The organism is Micromonospora sp. LH3U1, assembly GCF_028475105.1.
In the GTDB taxonomy this organism is placed as follows: Bacteria; Actinomycetota; Actinomycetes; order Mycobacteriales; family Micromonosporaceae; genus Micromonospora.
Window position 1 is genome coordinate 823,598 of sequence record NZ_CP116936.1, and the last position, 16,889, is coordinate 840,486.

At 69.7% G+C, this 16,889-nt stretch carries 15 protein-coding genes; 14 read left to right on the top strand and 1 reads right to left on the bottom strand.

Annotated features, from left to right (window positions below; all coding sequences use genetic code 11):
• Positions 1 to 126 precede the first annotated feature (126 nt).
• The 14 genes from PCA76_RS03930 to PCA76_RS03995 all read left to right on the top strand — a co-directional run bounded on the left by PCA76_RS03930 (position 127) and on the right by PCA76_RS03995 (position 15,793).
• Positions 127 to 1,374, top strand: coding sequence for a sugar ABC transporter substrate-binding protein (locus PCA76_RS03930; protein WP_272615352.1), 1,248 nt, complete (start codon positions 127 to 129; stop codon positions 1,372 to 1,374).
• Positions 1,374 to 3,032 carry an ABC transporter permease subunit gene (locus PCA76_RS03935; protein WP_272615354.1) on the top strand — a complete coding sequence of 553 codons (1,659 nt, stop codon included), beginning with the start codon at positions 1,374 to 1,376 and terminating at the stop codon, positions 3,030 to 3,032. The genes PCA76_RS03930 and PCA76_RS03935 overlap by 1 nt, the downstream gene beginning before the upstream one ends.
• On the top strand, positions 3,029 to 3,916 hold the full coding sequence (locus tag PCA76_RS03940; protein ID WP_272615356.1) for a sugar ABC transporter permease: 888 nt from the start codon (positions 3,029 to 3,031) through the stop codon (positions 3,914 to 3,916). Before PCA76_RS03935 ends, PCA76_RS03940 begins: the two co-directional genes overlap by 4 nt.
• A gap of 170 nt (positions 3,917 to 4,086) precedes the next feature.
• Positions 4,087 to 4,809 carry a glycosyltransferase family 2 protein gene (locus PCA76_RS03945; protein ID WP_272615357.1) on the top strand — a complete coding sequence of 241 codons (723 nt, stop codon included), beginning with the start codon at positions 4,087 to 4,089 and terminating at the stop codon, positions 4,807 to 4,809.
• The gene (locus PCA76_RS03950; RefSeq protein ID WP_272615358.1) at positions 4,806 to 5,216 is read left to right on the top strand and encodes a hypothetical protein; all 411 of its coding nucleotides are present in this window, start codon (positions 4,806 to 4,808) and stop codon (positions 5,214 to 5,216) included. The genes PCA76_RS03945 and PCA76_RS03950 overlap by 4 nt, the downstream gene beginning before the upstream one ends.
• A gap of 4 nt (positions 5,217 to 5,220) precedes the next feature.
• Positions 5,221 to 6,603 carry a hypothetical protein gene (locus PCA76_RS03955; protein ID WP_272615360.1) on the top strand — a complete coding sequence of 461 codons (1,383 nt, stop codon included), beginning with the start codon at positions 5,221 to 5,223 and terminating at the stop codon, positions 6,601 to 6,603.
• Between the two features lie 47 nt (positions 6,604 to 6,650).
• Positions 6,651 to 6,992 carry a hypothetical protein gene (locus PCA76_RS03960; RefSeq protein ID WP_272615361.1) on the top strand — a complete coding sequence of 114 codons (342 nt, stop codon included), beginning with the start codon at positions 6,651 to 6,653 and terminating at the stop codon, positions 6,990 to 6,992.
• A 276-nt stretch (positions 6,993 to 7,268) separates the two neighbouring features.
• Entirely contained in the window at positions 7,269 to 8,336 is a 1,068-nt protein-coding gene (locus PCA76_RS03965) for a BMP family lipoprotein (RefSeq protein ID WP_272619165.1), read from the top strand.
• A 252-nt stretch (positions 8,337 to 8,588) separates the two neighbouring features.
• Positions 8,589 to 10,112, top strand: coding sequence for an ABC transporter ATP-binding protein (locus PCA76_RS03970; RefSeq protein WP_336298071.1), 1,524 nt, complete (start codon positions 8,589 to 8,591; stop codon positions 10,110 to 10,112).
• Complete coding sequence (locus tag PCA76_RS03975) at positions 10,109 to 11,479, top strand: ABC transporter permease (protein ID WP_272615362.1); 1,371 nt, start codon at positions 10,109 to 10,111, stop codon at positions 11,477 to 11,479. The genes PCA76_RS03970 and PCA76_RS03975 overlap by 4 nt, the downstream gene beginning before the upstream one ends.
• Before the next feature lie 3 nt (positions 11,480 to 11,482).
• Positions 11,483 to 12,763 (top strand): ABC transporter permease, encoded by a 1,281-nt coding sequence (locus tag PCA76_RS03980; RefSeq protein ID WP_272615363.1) that lies wholly within the window; start codon positions 11,483 to 11,485, stop codon positions 12,761 to 12,763.
• A gap of 113 nt (positions 12,764 to 12,876) precedes the next feature.
• On the top strand, positions 12,877 to 13,581 hold the full coding sequence (locus tag PCA76_RS03985; protein WP_272615365.1) for a cytidine deaminase: 705 nt from the start codon (positions 12,877 to 12,879) through the stop codon (positions 13,579 to 13,581).
• Between the two features lie 136 nt (positions 13,582 to 13,717).
• A complete protein-coding gene (locus PCA76_RS03990) occupies positions 13,718 to 15,001 on the top strand; it encodes a thymidine phosphorylase (RefSeq protein WP_272615367.1) in 1,284 nt (427 codons plus the stop codon).
• 111 nt (positions 15,002 to 15,112) lie between these two features.
• Positions 15,113 to 15,793 carry a DUF4272 domain-containing protein gene (locus PCA76_RS03995; RefSeq protein WP_272615369.1) on the top strand — a complete coding sequence of 227 codons (681 nt, stop codon included), beginning with the start codon at positions 15,113 to 15,115 and terminating at the stop codon, positions 15,791 to 15,793.
• Positions 15,794 to 15,795: 2 nt separating this feature from the next.
• Here the strand turns inward: PCA76_RS03995 and PCA76_RS04000 are convergent, their stop codons facing one another.
• The gene (locus PCA76_RS04000; RefSeq protein WP_272615371.1) at positions 15,796 to 16,800 is read right to left on the bottom strand and encodes a putative RNA methyltransferase; all 1,005 of its coding nucleotides are present in this window, start codon (positions 16,798 to 16,800) and stop codon (positions 15,796 to 15,798) included.
• Between the last annotated feature and the right edge of the window lie 89 nt (positions 16,801 to 16,889).

A 16,889-nucleotide genomic window follows, 5' to 3' on the forward strand; every position in this document is an offset into this window, starting at 1 on the left:
TAACGTCCCCGCAACATGCGAGAGCAGCGGCGCAGCGCCCATGCGCCGGTTGGCAAGAACTTCCAGAGCTTCCCATCGGTGGGCCGCCCTTCCCCCGGCGGACCCGCCATGACGACAGGAGTACCGATGCGCATCCGTACCGCGGGTGTGGTCGCCCTCTTCACCCTGGCGCTCGCTGCCTCCGGGTGTGGCGGCGACAGCGACGAGCCGGCCGCGAAGGAATCCCCCAAGGCCGCCGGCGGCAAGCTGGTGATCTGGGCGGACGACAAGCGGACCGCCGCCCTCAAGCCGTTCGCCGACAAGTTCGGCCAGGAGAACGGCGTCACCGTCGAGGTCCAGGCTGTCAGCAAGGACCTGCAGACCAACTTCGTCACCGCCTCGCAGCAGGGCAGCGGCCCCGACGTGGTCGTCGGCGCGCACGACTGGATCGGCAACCTCGTGCAGAACGGTGCCATCGATCCGGTGCAGCTCGCCGCCGAGCAGAAGAGCGCGTTCAACGCGACCGCCATCAAGGCGGTCACCTTCAACGGTCAGCTCTACGGCGTGCCGTACGCGCAGGAGAACCTGGCGCTGATCCGCAACACCGAGCTGGCCCCCGAGGCGCCGAAGACCATCGAGGACCTGGTCGCCACGGGCAAGCAGCTCAAGGCGTCCAAGAAGGCCACCGAGACGCTCTGCCTCCAGGTCGGCCAGAACGGCGACGCGTACCACATCTACCCGCTCTACAGCTCGGCCGGCGGCTACCTCTTCGGCACCGGCGCGAACGGCGACTACGACCCGAAGGACCTGGGCGTCGGCAAGCCCGAGTCCATCGAGGCGTTCAAGAAGATCGGCGCGTTGGGCGAGAAGGGCGAGGGCGTGCTCAAGCGCTCCATCGCGGACACCAACTCGATCGCCACCTTCACCGGCAAGAAGTGCGCCTACCTGGTTTCCGGTCCGTGGGCGGTGGCCGACGTCAAGAAGGCCAACATCAAGTACGACATCTCCGCCATCCCCGGCTTCGCGGGCGGCAAGGAGGCGCAGCCGTTCGTGGGTGTGCAGGCGTTCTACGTTGCCGCCAAGGGCAAGAACAAGGCGCTGGCCCAGGAGTTCGTCGCCAACTACACCACCACGCCCGAGTTGGCCGTCGCGCTCTACAACGCCGAGCCCCGGCCCCCGGCGTTGACCGCCGCCCTCGACCAGGTCAAGGGCAGTGATCCGGATCTGGCCAAGTTCCAGGAGGCTGGCAAGAACGGGCAGGTGCTCCCGGCCATCCCGGCGATGGCCGCGATCTGGGACCCGTTCGGCAAGGCCGAGGCCGCCGTCATCGGTGGCGCCGACCCGACCAGCACCATCACCACGGCCGGCAAGACGATCTCCGGCCAGATCAAGTAATGAGTACGCCGCTGTCCGGCCCGGGGTCTGCCACGCAGACTCCGGGCCGGGAGCCCGACGGCTCCCCACCCTCGCGCTCGCGCCTCCCGCGCCCACGGTTCCGTGCCACGCGGGACGACGCGCCGATCACCGTGACCGGGCTCGCCGGGAAGGTGCTCCTGCTCGGTCTGACCGCCGGTGTCGCGGTCTGGGCGGCCTTCCCGCTCATCGCCGCCGAGATGTGGGCCGGCCTGGCCCTGCTGGCGGCGTCCACCGCCGGGCTGTTCTACCTGTATCTCACCCGCCGGCACATTCCGGCCAAGTACCTGGTCCCGGGCACCCTGTTCCTGATCGCCTTCCAGGTCTTCCCGGTGCTCTACACCGCCAGCACCGCCTTCACCAACTTCGGGGACGGACACCGGGGCGGCAAGGACGACGCGATCGTCGCGATCCAGTCCTCGTCGGTCACCCAGGTACCCGGGTCCGCCGAGTACGCCCTGTCGATCGCCACGAAGGGCGACCCGGCCACCGGGTCGCTGGTCTTCCTGGTCAGCGACCCGGGCACCGGCGCGGTCTCCGTCGGCGACCCTGGTGGGCTGCGCAAACTCGACGCCGCCGACGTCACGGTCGCCACGGGCGGCAAGGTCACCGCCGCCGACGGGTACACCGTGCTGAACTTCGGCCAGGCCAGTGCCCGCAGCAAGGAGATCACCGACCTGGTGGTCCCGACCGCCGGTGGCGCGCTGCGCTCCAGCGGCCTGTCCCGCGCGTACGAGGGCAAAGCGGTGCGGGTGTACGAGGCTGGCTGCGACTGCGTACGGGACACCGAGACCGGGCGGACCTGGACCGCCGACGAGGAGGCGGGCGCCTTCGTCGCCGCTGACGGTGAGCGACTGGCCCAGGGCTGGAAGGTCAACGTCGGGCTGCGCAACTTCACCCGCGTACTCACCGACGAGAGCGTCTCCGGCCCGTTCCTCAGCACCCTGATCTGGAACTTCGCCTTCGCCATCGGCTCCACCGGCGGGACGTTCCTGCTCGGCATGCTGATCGCGCTCGTGCTGCACTCGCCCCGGATGCGCGGCACCAACTTCTACCGGGTGTTGCTGGTCCTGCCGTACGCCATGCCGTCGTTCGCGATGCTGCTGGCCTGGCGGGACATGTTCAACGCCGACTTCGGTCTGATCAACAACCTGTTCGGGCTGGACGTGGACTGGTTCGGTCAGGCGTGGACAGCCCGCCTCGCGGTCATCCTGGTGCAGCTCTGGCTCGGCTACCCGTACATGTTCCTGGTGGCCACGGGTGCGTTGCAGGCCATCCCGCGGGAGCTCACCGAGGCCACCTCGGTCGACGGGGCCTCGCCCTGGCAGTCCTTCCGCGCGGTCACCCTGCCGCTGCTGCTGGTCGCCCTCTCCCCGCTGCTGATCTCGTCGTTCGCGTTCAACTTCAACAACTTCAACGCGATCTACCTGACCACCGATGGTGCGCCCTTCCCGGCCGACAACCCGACCAACGGCGCCACCGACCTGCTGATCACATACACCTATCGGCTCGCCTTCGGCGGGCAGGGCGCGCAGTTGGGCTTCGCCGCCGCTATCTCGCTGTTCATCTTCGCCATCGTCGCGGTGGTCTCCGCGGTCAGCTTCCGGCGGACCCGCAAGCAGGAGGAGGTGTACGCGTGACAACGGTCAAACTTAACCCGACCGTACGGCGACGTAACCGGTGGTTCGCCCAGGTCGGCTGGCGGCATCTGGTCGCCGTGCTCGGCGTGCTGTTCAGCCTCTTTCCGATCGTGTTCGTGCTCTCCGCCGCGCTCAACCCTCTCGGCACGCTCTCCACCACCGAGCTGGTGCCGACCGACGGGGTGTCGCTCGGTAACTTCGGCGGGTTGTTCGAGCGGACCGCCTTCGGGCGGTGGTTCCTCAACTCGTTGCTGATCGCCGGGGTCGCGTCGTTCGCGTCGGTGTTCCTCTCCGCGCTGGCCGCGTACGCCTTCTCCCGGATGCGGTTCCGTGGTCGCCGGGTGGGGCTGCTCTCGCTACTCCTGATCCAGATGTTCCCGCAGTTCCTGGCGATTGTGGCGATCTACCTGATCTTCGGCACGATCACCGACCTGTGGCCGTCGATCGGCTTCAACACCCCGTGGGGCCTGCTCCTGCTCTACCTGGGTGGCGCGCTCGGGGTGAACACCTGGCTGATGAAGGGGTTCTTCGACACGCTGCCCCGGGAGTTGGACGAGTCGGCCACCATGGACGGTGCCTCGCACGCCCAGGTCTTCTTCCGGATCATGCTGCCGTTGGTGGCACCGATCCTGGCGGTGGCCGGGCTGTTGGCCTTCATCGGCACCATCAACGAGTTCCTGATGGCCAACGTGTTCCTCACCAGCACCGACTCCAAGACCCTGGCGGTCGGGATGTACGGCCTGTTGGAGGGCAACGAGCGCAACAACAACTTCGGCATCTTCGCGGCCGGCACCCTGCTCACCGCGATTCCGACAGTGCTGGTCTTCCAGTTCCTTCAGCGTTACATCGTCTCTGGGCTGACCTCGGGAGCCGTCAAGGGATGAGACCGGGGGTGGTCGATGCCCCGTCGCCGCGAGGTAGTGTGCGTCGGCGCTGCCCCGACGTTTTTCAGCGAGGGCGGGACAGCGCACGAGTGGTGGGCCTGCTTCACTAGCCGCTGGGCGGCCCGCCGCCCTCATCCGCAGTCCGGTGCTGTTCCCCGGGGGAGTTTTTCGTGCAGCTGTCGATCCTGATGCCGGTCTACAACGAAGCGGAACGCGTCGCGGAGGCCCTGAAACAGGCCCTGGCCGTGGCGTACCCGTGTGAGATCGAGATCGTGGTGGTCGACGACGGGAGTACGGACGACACCGCGGAGATTCTGGGCGGGATGGACGACGCGCGGCTGCGGGTCGTGACGCATCCGCGCAACGCAGGCAAGGGTGCGGCGATCAAGACGGCGGTGGCCAGCGCCCGGGGCGAGTACATGGTGATCCTGGACGCCGATCTGGAGTACGACCCGCAGGACATCCCGAAACTGTTGGCGCCGGTGCTGGACGGGCACGCGACGGTCGTCTACGGCAACCGCACCTTCGGTAGTCACAGTGCGTACAGCTTCTGGTACGTCATGGGTAACAAGGGCGTGACCACCGCGGCGAACATGCTGTTCAACTCCTACATCGGCGATCTGGAGACGTGTTTCAAGCTGATGCCGGTGGAGTTGTACCGATCGCTGGACATCCACTCCCGCGGGTTCGGTATGGAGGCCGAGGTGACGGGCAAACTGCTGCGGCGGCGGATCCGCCCGTACGACGTGCCGATCAGTTACCGGGCGCGAGGCCGTGAGGAAGGCAAGAAGATCACCTGGCGGGACGGGGTCGAGGCGTTGTGGATCCTGGGCCGGGAACGGGCCCGGCGTCGTCCCGGCGGCATCCCCGCGCAGTCCCTCGCCGACCGATGACGATCACGAAGCGCCGGGACCCGGGAACGGTCGTCCGCGTCGTTGTGGCACTCGTCGGAGTGGGTTGCCTGCTCCTGGCTGCCCAGGGCGCGGTGCAGGCGACCATGCGCGGCGTCGCCCTCGCCAATGACCGGGAATACGACCTGACCGCGCGACGGCATCAGGTGGACTACGAGAAGCTCTGGCGCGAGTTCGTCGCACAGGTGCCTCCGGGCAGCCGGATCGCGCTCACGCCGAGCCAGCCGAACAAGGCGCTCTGGCATCAGCGGCTGAGTGAGTTCGCCGCACTGAACAGATGCGTGGTCGTTCGCGGATCGAAGCGGGACTACGTGGTGAGCGTCGTCCTGGTGGAGCGGCAGCGACCGGCCGGTCCCGGCGTGCGGTTGGTCGTACGGAAGGTCGCCTGAGGACATGCATCCCACCCCGATACTCGCCGCTCTCGCCCTCGTCGCCGCCGGTTTCCCGCTGGCCTTCGCGATCCTGCGCAGCCCCTTCCTCGCCCTGCTCCTCGCGCCCCTGGTGGCGGCCCTGTTGAGCACGGGTGCGGTGATCCTGATGCTGGTCGTCGGTGGCCCGCTGCCGCTCTGGCTCGCCCTGGTGCTGCTTGCCGGGGCAGCGGTCGCCTGGTGGCTGCTGCGCCGCCCCGGCGAGCCGGTGCCGTACGGAGGCTGGTCGCACGCGTTGCTGATCGTGCTGGCGTTGCTCCCGCCGTTCCTGTTGGTCTTCGAACCGCCCTTCCAGTGGGATGCGCACTCCATCTGGTGGCTGCACGCCGGCTACTTCTCGCATGACGGCGCGTACGCGCGGGCAGCGATCGGCAGCTCTGGCTTCGTGTTCTCGCACACCGACTACCCGCCGCTCGCCTCCGCGTCGGTCGCGGCCGTGTGGAGCGTTGTCGAGCCGGACTTCCGTACCGCCCAGCTCGTTGCCGCGCTGGTCAACTTCTCCGCGATCGCGATGCTGGTCCACCTGGTCCGGCGAGCGCTGGGCGGGGTGTCCGCGTGGGTGGCCTGGGCGCTCGCCGTCGGGGTGGGCCTGGCTTCCTGGTCGACCGCGGCGTACGGGGTGGCGAGCGGGCTTGCCGACACGCTCTGGGCGGCAGCCGTCGCCGGGGCGGTTGTGGCCCTGCTGTTCGGTGCCGGTCCGCTGCGCCGACCCCTGTTGCCGCTTCTGCTGCTGACCGTTGCGGCGCTCACCAAGAACGAGGGTTTGGTGGCCGCCGTGGGCGTCGCCCTGCTGGTCACCCTGCGGGGCCGCGCCGACCTGCGGCGAGCCGGGCTGGTCTGGCTGCCGGTGCTGGCCGGGGGCGTGTGGGTGGTGCTGGCCCGCCTTGCCGATGCCCAGTCGGACATCGCCACCGGCAGTTCGGGTGGCGCGCCCTCGCGGGGGGACCAGGGGGCGGTGGAACGGTTCCAGGCCACCATGGCGGCGTTGTGGGACCAGGTCGGCCCGGTGGTGGCGGGCGCTGCGGTGGTGGCGGTGCTCGGTGCGCTGTTCCTCCGGGGGCGGCGCCGTGCGATCGGGCTGGCCTCGGACGGCTGGGTATGGGCGGTCAACGGCTTCTACCTGGCCGTTCTGGTCTGGACCTACCTGTCCGGTCCGAACGACATCAACTGGTGGCTGACGACCTCGGTGGATCGGGTTACGGTGCTGGTGGTGCTCTTGGCGGCCGTGAGCTGTGCGGGCTGGGTCGGCGTCGCGTTCGGCGGTGGCCACCCCGCGGAGCCTGACCCGGTGAGCGACGGGCCACGCGAGTCGGTCATGTCGGGTGCAACCTCGGGCGCGGCCGACTGACCGGCTCCCGCTACTACGATCCGTCGTGGATAGGGGAGTATGGGGCTGTGGAAGCTCTCAGACTCGCCCTTCTCTATGTCCATCTGATCGGGTTCGCGCTGCTGCTCGGCGGCTCGATCGCTCAGTACGTCAGCGGCCGGCTGCGGATCAACCCGGCCATGCTGTGGGGCTCGGTGATCGGTCTGCTGACCGGCATCGGGCTGTCCGCGCCGCTGCGCGATGGCGACGAGCCAGCGCCGGCGAAGCTTGTGACGAAGTTGGTACTCGCTCTGCTGATCTTCGTCATGGTCTTCTTCTCCCGGAAGCGGGAAGTGCTGAACCGTGGTCATTTCCTCGCGATCGTCGGCCTGACCCTGGTCAACGCGGCGGTCGCGGTCTTTTGGCGGTAACGTCCGGGGAGGGGCCACCCCCCGAAAAACCGGACGTTACGGACGCCTTGGCGCTCGCTTACCAGCACGAAGAGTGACCTGCCCCACGCAAGGGTTACACGCGGGTAACAGGCGCTCAACAGTCGTGCACGATTGTCGGCCGGTGGGTGGACGCGGGCGTACGCTCCCGTCCGTAACGTGGGACAGCCGGCGGCATACCGCAGGTCGGCTGATGGCTGCCACCGCACTAGGCGCGGTGTGCAATGGGAAGGAGACGTCTTGCGCTCGGTGCGTGGGATGCGGATCGCCTCGATCGTCGCGGTGGGTGGGCTCGCGCTCACCGCCGCCGCTTGTGGCGAGGCCCCCGATGATGACAAGAACGCCGGCAGTGGCGCCAAGAAGTTCAGCGCCTGCATGGTGACCGACGTCGGTGGCATCGACGACAAGTCGTTCAACACCTCGGCCTGGAAGGGTCTCGAGGAGGCCAAGGCCGCCAACAGCAACATCGAGACCAAGTTCGTCGCGTCGAAGGCCGAGGCCGACTACGAGCCGAACCTGACGCAGTACGTCAACCAGAAGTGCGACTTCATCCTGGCGGTCGGCGGCCTGATGGCCAACGCCACCTCGAAGATCGCCAAGGCGAACCCGAACCAGGCGTTCGGCATCGTCGACGCCAACCCGGGTGACGCCAACGTCTACCCGATGCAGTTCGACACCGCCCAGGCCGCGTTCCAGGCGGGCTACCTGGCCGCCGGGATGAGCAAGAGCGGCAAGGTGGGCACCTACGGTGGTCTGCCGATCCCGCCGGTGACCATCTTCATGGATGGCTTCGTCGACGGTGTGACGTACTACAACACCACCAAGAAGAAGAACGTCCAGGCGCTGGGCTGGAACAAGGAGACCCAGAAGGGCTCCTTCACCAACGACTTCGCCAAGCAGGACGAGGGCAAGAAGGTCTCCGACGCGCTGGTCGCCCAGGGTGCGGACATCATCATGCCGGTCGCCGGCGGCGCCGGCCTCGGCACCACCTCCGCGGCCAAGGCCTCGGGTGGCAAGTACAACACCATCTGGGTGGACGTCGACGGCTGCGAGAGCACGCCGGACTGCTCCGCGATCATCACCACCGTGGTCAAGAACATCCCGGAGGCCGTCAAGGAGGCCGTGCTGAAGGCCGCCGGTGGCGAGAAGCTGCAGGCCAAGCCGGGCTTCGTGGGCACCCTGGCCAACTCCGGTGTCTCGATCGCCCCGTACCACGACTTCGACAGCAAGGTTCCGGCCGAGCTGAAGGCCGAGGTCGACAAGATCAAGGCGGACATCGCCGCTGGCACCATCACCGTCACCTCGAAGGCCCAGCCGACCAAGTGACAACCGGCCGGCCCCTCCGGTGAGATCATCACCAGGGGTCGGGGGACAGGTACGACCGAGCCGGCCGCTCTGGCCCCTGCGGGTTACCCGCGGGGGCCGGAGCGGCCGGATCGCGCACCACGTCGGCCAGGCCGGTCCGGCCGGATCGACGGCAGCTAGGCTGCACCATCGCTCGCACTCCAGGAGGTTGCGCTGAGACTCGAACTGCGCGGCATCACCAAGAGGTTCGGTGATCTGGTCGCCAACGACCACATCGATCTGACGGTGGAGCCTGGAGAGATTCACGCCCTGCTCGGCGAGAACGGCGCGGGCAAGTCGACCCTGATGAACGTGCTCTACGGGCTCTATCAGCCCGACGAGGGCGAGATCCTGGTCGACGGCAAGCCGCTGAAGCTGAAGGGCCCGTCCGACGCGATCGCCGCCGGGATCGGCATGGTGCACCAGCACTTCATGCTGGTGCCGGTCTTCACCGTGGCCGAAAACATCATGCTCGGCGCCGAGCAGGTCAAGGGCGGCATCGCCGGCTTCCTGGACCGACGCCGGGCCAAACGCGAGGTCACCGAGGTGTCCGAGCGCTACAACCTCCAGGTCGATCCGGACGCGGTGATCGAGGACCTGCCGGTCGGCATCCAGCAGCGCGTCGAGATCGTCAAGGCGCTCACCCGCAACGTCGACCTACTCATCCTGGACGAGCCGACGGCCGTGCTCACCCCCCAGGAGACCGAAGAACTGCTGACGGTCATGCGGTCGCTCAAGGCGGCCGGCAAGTCGATCGTCTTCATCACCCACAAACTCGGCGAGGTCAAGGCCATCGCCGACCGGATCACGGTGATCCGACGCGGAAAGACCGTCGGTACCGCCTCGCCGGAGGCCAGCCGGGACGAGTTGGCCGCGCTGATGGTCGGGCGCAACGTCCGGCTCACCGTCGACAAGTCCCCGGCCACGCCGGGCGACCCGGTGCTGGAGGTGGCCGGGCTCGTCGTCGACGACGACCGGCAGATCCGAGCGGTCGACGGGGTGGACCTGACCGTGCGCGCCGGCGAGGTGCTCGGTGTGGCGGGCGTACAGGGCAACGGTCAGACCGAGCTGATCGAGGCGATCATGGGCCTGCGCCCGGTGCTCGCCGGCACGGTCAGCCTGGTCGGCGACCGGATCGACGGCTGGAAGACCAAGAAGGTGCTCCGCGCGGGCGTCGGCTACGTGCCCGAGGACCGCAGCGTGGACGGCCTGGTCAAGGAGTTCAGCGTCGCGGAGAACCTGGTGCTGGACATCTACGACCGGCCGCCGTTCGGTGCGGGACTCGCGCTCAAGCCGGACGCCATCGCGGCCTCCGCGAAGGAGCGGATCGAGCAGTTCGACGTCCGCACCTCATCGGCCGACGCGGCGGTGGGCACCCTCTCCGGCGGCAACCAGCAGAAGGTGATCGTGGCCCGGGAGCTGTCCCGGCCGCTGAAGCTCTTCATCGCCGCCCAGCCGACCCGCGGCGTCGACGTCGGATCCATCGAATTCATCCACAGCCAGATCATCCGCGAGCGGGACATCGGCACCGCCGTCATGGTGGTCTCCAGCGAACTCGACGAGGTGATCGGGCTGGCCGACCGGATCGCGGTGATGTACCGCGGTCGGATCATCGGCATCGTCGGCCCGGACACCCCCCGTGAGCAGATCGGCCTGCTGATGGCCGGCATCACCCCGGACGTGGCCCACGACGCCGTCGCGGCACCCGACGAGGGCCCGGCGAGCGCCGACGGTTCCGCGAGCGAGGACGAGGCATGACCAGCAACCCCAACCCGCAGTCGGGCTCCCCGGACAAGGAGCCGGCGAGCGAGGCGCAGGCCGCGCAGAACGCGCTCGGCAACACCGAACGGGCCGAGTTGGCGACCGAGCCGAGCCGCCCGGAGCCCGAGTCGGAGCCGAAGCCGAAGCCGAGCCTGGGCCGGTTGTTCCTGGACAACCTCTGGGCGGCCAACACCTTCACGGTGACGCTGTTGTCGTTGGTGCTGGCGATCGTGGTCGGCGCGGTGCTGATGATCATTTCTGATCCGACGGTGCTCTCCACCTACTCCTACATCACCTCCCGCCCGTCCGACGCGCTCAATTCCAGTTGGACGCTGGTCAGTGAGGCGTACGCGAACCTCTTCAAGGGCTCGGTCTTCGACCCCGAGGCGTTCTCCGGCTGGCTGAACGGCAGCAACGGCTGGGAGCCCGTGCTCGCGCCGATCTCCGAGACGCTCACCTACGCCGCGCCGCTGGTCTTCACCGGCCTGTCGGTGGCGCTGGCCTTCCGTGGCGGCCTGTTCAACATCGGTGCACAGGGCCAGGCCACCATCGGCGTGATCATGGCGGCGCTGGCCGGTTTCCTGCTGCCCCTGCCGCCCGGGCTGCACCTGCTGGTGGCGGTGCTGGCCGGTGCCCTGGGCGGGGCGGTCTGGGGTTTCATCCCCGGCATCCTCAAGGCCCGCGCCGGCGCGCATGAGGTGATCAACACGATCATGCTCAACTACGTCGCCACGTACTTCCTCACCTGGCTGATCGTGCAGAACGGCGTGCAGGACCCGACCCGGACCGACGCGATCAGCAAGGCGGTGGACACCTCCGCCCAGCTGCCCCGACTGCTCGGCGACAACCTGCGGGTGCACGCCGGCATCCTGCTCGCCGTGTTGGCCACCTGGGCGGTCGCCTGGCTGCTGAACCGCTCGACGCTCGGCTTCGAGCTGCGCGCGGTCGGCGCCAACCCGGACGCCGCCCGTACCGCCGGCATCAGCGTCACACGGACGTACATCCTGATCATGGTTTTCGCCGGCATCCTGGCGGGCCTCGGCGGCTCGAACATGGTGCTCGGCTCCACCGCCAGCGCGTTGACCCCGCTGGTGGTCGCGCAGATCGGCTTCGACGGCATCCTGGTGGCGCTCTTGGGGCGGGTGAAGCCCTGGGGGGTGCTCCTGGCCGCGCTGCTGTTCGGGGCGCTCCAGGCCGGTGGCAACCGGATGCAGTCGTACTCCGGGATCTCGCTGGAGCTGGTGACCGTGCTCCAGGCGCTGATCGTCATCTTCATCGCCGCGCCGGCCCTGGTGAAGGCGATCTTCCAGCTCCGGGCCGCGCGAGCCGCCCGGTTGCAGACGAGCCTGGCGAAGGGCTGGTAACTCATGTCCACCATGGCTGTCCCCGACATCGCAGTCGCCCCGGTCGACGAGGGCTTCTGGACCCGTAGCCGCAAGGTCGGCCTCACGCTGCTGGGGCTCGGCCTGCTGGCCGCGGTGCTCTTCGGCGCGCTCGCCACCGACCAGCAGGCCCGGTTCACGCTCAGCGACGACGCAGCCGGCGCCGCACTGGAGATCAACGGCACGATCGGGGCGATCCTGTTCGGGATCATCGCGATCGCCGCCGGCGCGGCGCTGCTCGCCGGCGTACCGAAGCGGTGGTTCCTGCCCGTGCTCGGCGTCGGGCTCGTCGGCTTCGTGCTCTCGTTCCTCTGCTGGCAGGTCTCCGCCGCACCGGCCGGGCAGAACTTCATGCCGCTGGTCAACATCATCCGGGGCACGTTCATCCTGGCCCTGCCGCTGATCTTCGGTGCGCTCGCCGGGGTGCTCTGCGAACGGTCCGGTGTGGTCAACGTGGCCATCGAGGGCCAGTTGCTGATGGGCGCCTTCAGCGGCGCGCTCTTCGGCAGCATCTCCGGCAGCGTCTGGGTGGGTCTTGTCGCCGCCGCCCTCGGCGGCGCGTTCATCTCGCTGCTGCTGGCCGTCTTCGCCATCCGCTACCTGGTCGACCAGGTCGTCATGGGCATCGTGCTGAACCTGCTGGCGGTCGGCGTCACCGGCTTCCTCTACGAGCGGCTGATGCAGACCGACGCGGCGAAGTACAACAGCGCGCCCCGCTTCAGCAACTGGGAGATCCCGCTGCTGAAGGACATTCCGGTGATCGGGCCGGCGCTGTTCCGCGGCAACATCTTCCTCTACGTCGGGCTGCTGCTGGTGCTGGTGATCCACATCGGGTTGTTCCGCACCCGGTGGGGCCTGCGTACCCGCTCGGTCGGCGAGCACCCGATCGCCGCCGACACGCTCGGCGTCAAGGTGCTGCGGGTGCGCTACCGCAACGTGCTGCTGGCCGGCGTGGTCGCCGGAATCGGCGGCGCGTCGTACACGCTGGCGCTCTACTCGTTCACCAAGAACATGATCGGTGGCAAGGGCTTCATCGCACTGGCCGCGCTGATCTTCGGCCGCTGGAACCCGACCGGTGCGCTGCTCGCCGCGCTCTTCTTCGGTTTCGCCGACCAACTCGCCACCTACCTGGGCGCGATCAGCAGCTCCATCCCCAGCCAGTTCCTGGCAATGTTGCCCTACCTGGCGACCATTCTGGCGGTCGCCGGGCTGGTCGGCCGGGTCCGGGCACCGGCCGCCGACGGCAAGCCGTACATCAAGGGCTGACGCCCCGAGCTGTGCCCCCAGCCGACGGTGCGACAACGACGGGTCGGGCGAACGCTACGCCTGCCCGTCGACCCGGCCGCTCCTGACCTGGGTTACTTCGGCAGAATGATGGCATGACCGACATTGACTGGGCGCGGTTGCGCGCCGCCGCCACCGACGCGATGCGGCACGCGTACGCGCCGTACTCGACGTTCCCGGTCGGCGCGGCCGCGCTGGTCGACGACGGCCGCGTGGTGGTCGGCTGCAACGTGGAGAACGCCGCGTACGGGGTGACGCTCTGCGCCGAGTGCGGCGTGATCTCCAGCCTGCACGCCACCGGCGGCGGACGGCTCGTTGCGCTCTCCTGCGTCGACGCCACCGGCGAGCCGCTGATGCCGTGTGGCCGCTGTCGGCAGCTGCTCTGGGAGCATGGCGGGCCGGAGTGCCTGATCGAGAGCAAGACCCGCCCGCTGCGGATGGCCGAGCTGCTGCCGTACGCCTTCGGCGTGGAGGACCTGGAGGCCGTGACCGGGGAGACGCCGGTGCCGGTGGTCCCGGAGCGGCTGGCCGCCTGGCGGGGGCGCGGCACCGTCTTCGTGCACCCGGACATGTCCGCCGGCCAGCAGGTCTGGACGGCGTACTGGGAACGGTCGGCCGGAGACGACGCCGGCGCCGAGACCGGCGTGCTGGAGGAGGCGCCGAGCTGGGACGACCCGGCCGAGGCGATCACCTGGGGCCTGGCGCGATCGCCCCGGGTGGTCGTGGTGGACGCGACCGGCACCATCTTCTGGGCCGGCGAGGGTGAGCCGCCGGCGGAGATCCCGGTCCGCTGGGCTTGAGCTTTGGGGATTGGGCCGACCGTGCCCGGCTCCGGGCGGTCAGGCTTGATCCCTCCGCCGGGCACGGTCGGCCCCGGCCCCGTCGTGGTCAACGGCCGCGGCGGGGTTCCGCCATTCGACTAGGGAAGATCTTCTGATGAGTAGTGGTTTTGCTGCTGTTGACGTTATTCGGGTCAAGCGGGACGGGGGTGTGCTGTCGGACGCGCAGATCGACTGGGTGGTCGACGCGTACACCCGGGGGGTTGTCGCCGACGAGCAGATGTCCGCGCTGGCGATGGCGATCCTGCTCAACGGCATGACCGGGCCGGAGATCGCCCGATGGACCGCCGCGATGATCGCCAGCGGTGAGCGGCTGGACCTCTCGGCGGTACGCCGGCCGACGGTCGACAAGCACTCCACCGGCGGCGTCGGCGACAAGATCACTCTGCCGCTCACCCCGCTGGTGGCGGCGTGCGGTGCGGCGGTACCGCAGTTGAGCGGCCGGGGTCTCGGGCACACCGGCGGCACCTTGGACAAGTTGGAGTCCATTCCTGGCTGGCGGGCCACGGTGAGCAACGACGAGTTCATCGCCCAACTGGACGAGGTCGGCGCGGTGATCTGCGCGGCAGGTGCCGGGCTCGCCCCCGCCGACCGCAAGCTGTATGCGCTGCGCGACGTGACCGGCACCGTGGAGGCCATCCCGCTCATCGCCAGCTCGATCATGAGCAAGAAGATCGCCGAGGGCACGGGCGCGCTGGTCCTCGACGTCAAGGTCGGCTCGGGTGCCTTCATGAAGTCCGTCGACCAGGCCCGCGAGCTGGCTCGCACCATGGTCGAGCTGGGCGGTGCGCACGGCGTGCGGACGGTCGCTCTGCTCACCGACATGTCCACCCCGCTCGGCCTGGCCATCGGCAACGCGGTCGAGGTGACCGAGTCGGTCGAGGTGCTGGCCGGTGGTGGGCCGGCCGACGTGGTGGAGCTGACGCTCGCGCTGGCCCGGGAGATGCTCGACGCTGCCGGCCTGCCGGACGCCGATCCGGCGGCGGCGCTGCGGGACGGCCGGGCGATGGACTCCTGGCGGGCGATGATCCGGGCACAGGGTGGCGACCCGGACGCGCCGATGCCGGAGGCCGCCGAGGTCGAGGTGGTCCGCGCCGAGCGGGACGGGCACGTCGCGGCCATCGACGCGTACGCCATGGGTGTTGCGGCGTGGCGGCTCGGCGCGGGTCGGGCCCGCAAGGAGGACCCGGTCAGCGTGCCGGCCGGTGTGGTGTTGCACAAGCGGCCGGGCGACGCGGTGCGGGCCGGTGACCCCCTCTACGAGCTGCGGGCCGAGGACGCGACGCGGATTCCGGCGGCGCTGGCCGAGGCTGCCAACGCGGTGCGGATCGCGCCGACCGCTGCGGCGTCGACGCCGCTGGTCATCGAGCGCATCGGCTGATCGAAACGTAGGTCGGGGTGGCGTGGTGCCGATCACCTGGGAGCGCTATTGTCGCAGGCCAAGGGGGGACCACCGGCCTTGAGCCGGCGCGAGCAGACAGGAAGATCCGCCGTGACCGTTGCTGCCCCCGACCCACGTGAGGTGCGCGAGGCGAGCCTGGACGAGCTGTCCCGGCTCGGCCTGCCGTTGCCACCAGCCCAGTTTCCGCTCGTCTGGGAGCCGGGTGACGAGATCGAACTGCGCCCCACGGTGGAGATCGAGGCGCGGATCGCCGTGCTTCACCTCATCCTGGCCCGCTGTTTCGGGATGCCCCCGCAGTCGGCGATGAGCTGGCTCCTCGGCTCGCACCTGGTCGAGATGGTCACCCCGCCGGAGTGGCAGTTCGTGATGGGCGGCAAGGGCGACCACCGCTCGTTCGTGCTGCACCACGACGCGCTGTTCGCGCTGGCCTGGGTGCTCGGGTTGAGCAAGCAGCTCGACCCCACCCTGGCCGTCGACGAGCGGCTGGTCGAGCGGCTGCCGCACCTCGCCGAGGGGGAGACGTTCCCGCACTGGCGTTCCCGGATCCTCGCGGCGCCGCAGCACCCGGCCGACGCGGCTGCCCTGCTCGACCTGCACTACTGCCTGGACTGGGCGTACCTGGAGACCGAGCGCAGCGGCCGGCCGGTGCCGGGTCTGATCGACGCGAACGCGATCGGGCAGCGGCGCTGGGCGCTGGAGTGGGCGGTGATCCTGCGCGGGCCCTACCACGACGAACCGCCCGGCTGGGAAGAGGTCGACCTCTCCACCTGAGCTCAGCGGGGTCGGTACGCGTCCACCCGAACCGCCACGGTCACCCGGACCGGCTCGGGCAGCGTGGCCAGCCGGGCGGTGAGCGCACCCGGGTCGGTGTGCCAGGCGCTCGGGCCCATCCCCACCAGGCTGGCGGCCTCCGGCCGGTTCAGGGTCAACTCCGCCCGGTGCGCCGCCGAGCTGACCGGTGTGAAGTGCCCACTCAGGCTGCCGGCCACCCGGTCCGCCTTGTCCGGGTCCACTCGCAGCAGGTCCAGGGCATCCACCAGCTCGGTGAGGTGGTCGGTGTCGGGCGTGACCACCAGTAGCGTGCCGGCCGGGTCGAGCACCCGGTGGAACTCCGGGCCGTTGCGTGGGGCGAAGACGTTCAGCAGCACGGCGGTCGAGGCGTCCGCCAGCGGCAGCCGCTGCCAGGTGTCGGCGAGCGCGGCGGCGGCCCGGGGATGCGCGCGGGCCGCGCGGCGCAGCGCCGGCTTGGACACGTCCAGGGCCAGACCCACGGCCTCCGGCAGCGCCGCCAGCACCGCGCCGAGATACCGGCCGGTGCCGGCGCCGGCATCCACCACCAGGGGGTACGCCCCGAAGTCGGGTGCCGGCGGTTCGACCCGTACCCCTGCCGTCGTGTCCTTTGCTCTGCTTACCTCCAGGCAACGGTTCTGCCCGGCCACCGTTGCCTCGGTTGAAGCAGAGCAAAGGGCGGACGGGGCAGGTCGCGGCGACGTCGCGGCCGACGCGCGGAGCCGGACGGTGGCCTGCGTCGCGGCAGCGGCGAGGGCGTCCGAGATGACGTCGTAGTGCCCGGCGGCGAGGAAGTCCGCCCGTGCGGCGACCATCTCGGCGGTGTCGCCGACGTGCGGGGAGCGACCGGCGAGCAGGTTGACGTAGCCCTGGCGCGCGATGTCGAAGCTGTGCCGGCGCGGGCAGCGCAGGGCCCTCGTATCGGTGGCCTGCCCTAGCGGTTCGCCGCAGACCGGGCAGCGCAGCTGGTCGAGGATGCGGGGGTCCATGTCAGGCCGCCGGGCCCTGTCGGGGGCGGGGAGCCCGCCCGGTGGGCTCGCCCAGCGACCGTGGCGCGTCCATGCCGTCCAGCTTAGCC

What these genes read in the sequence shown, in the direction of transcription:
- PCA76_RS03980 (WP_272615363.1), top strand. Translation starts at nt 11,483, where the DNA reads ATGTCCACCATGGCTGTCCCCGACATCGCAGTCGCCCCGGTCGACGAG.
- PCA76_RS03950 (WP_272615358.1), top strand. Translation starts at nt 4,806, where the DNA reads ATGACGATCACGAAGCGCCGGGACCCGGGAACGGTCGTCCGCGTCGTT.
- PCA76_RS03975 (WP_272615362.1), top strand. Translation starts at nt 10,109, where the DNA reads ATGACCAGCAACCCCAACCCGCAGTCGGGCTCCCCGGACAAGGAGCCG.
- PCA76_RS03935 (WP_272615354.1), top strand. Translation starts at nt 1,374, where the DNA reads ATGAGTACGCCGCTGTCCGGCCCGGGGTCTGCCACGCAGACTCCGGGC.
- PCA76_RS03990 (WP_272615367.1), top strand. Translation starts at nt 13,718, where the DNA reads ATGAGTAGTGGTTTTGCTGCTGTTGACGTTATTCGGGTCAAGCGGGAC.
- PCA76_RS04000 (WP_272615371.1), bottom strand. Translation starts at nt 16,800, where the DNA reads ATGGACCCCCGCATCCTCGACCAGCTGCGCTGCCCGGTCTGCGGCGAA.
- PCA76_RS03965 (WP_272619165.1), top strand. Translation starts at nt 7,269, where the DNA reads ATGCGGATCGCCTCGATCGTCGCGGTGGGTGGGCTCGCGCTCACCGCC.
- PCA76_RS03930 (WP_272615352.1), top strand. Translation starts at nt 127, where the DNA reads ATGCGCATCCGTACCGCGGGTGTGGTCGCCCTCTTCACCCTGGCGCTC.
- PCA76_RS03985 (WP_272615365.1), top strand. Translation starts at nt 12,877, where the DNA reads ATGACCGACATTGACTGGGCGCGGTTGCGCGCCGCCGCCACCGACGCG.
- PCA76_RS03955 (WP_272615360.1), top strand. Translation starts at nt 5,221, where the DNA reads ATGCATCCCACCCCGATACTCGCCGCTCTCGCCCTCGTCGCCGCCGGT.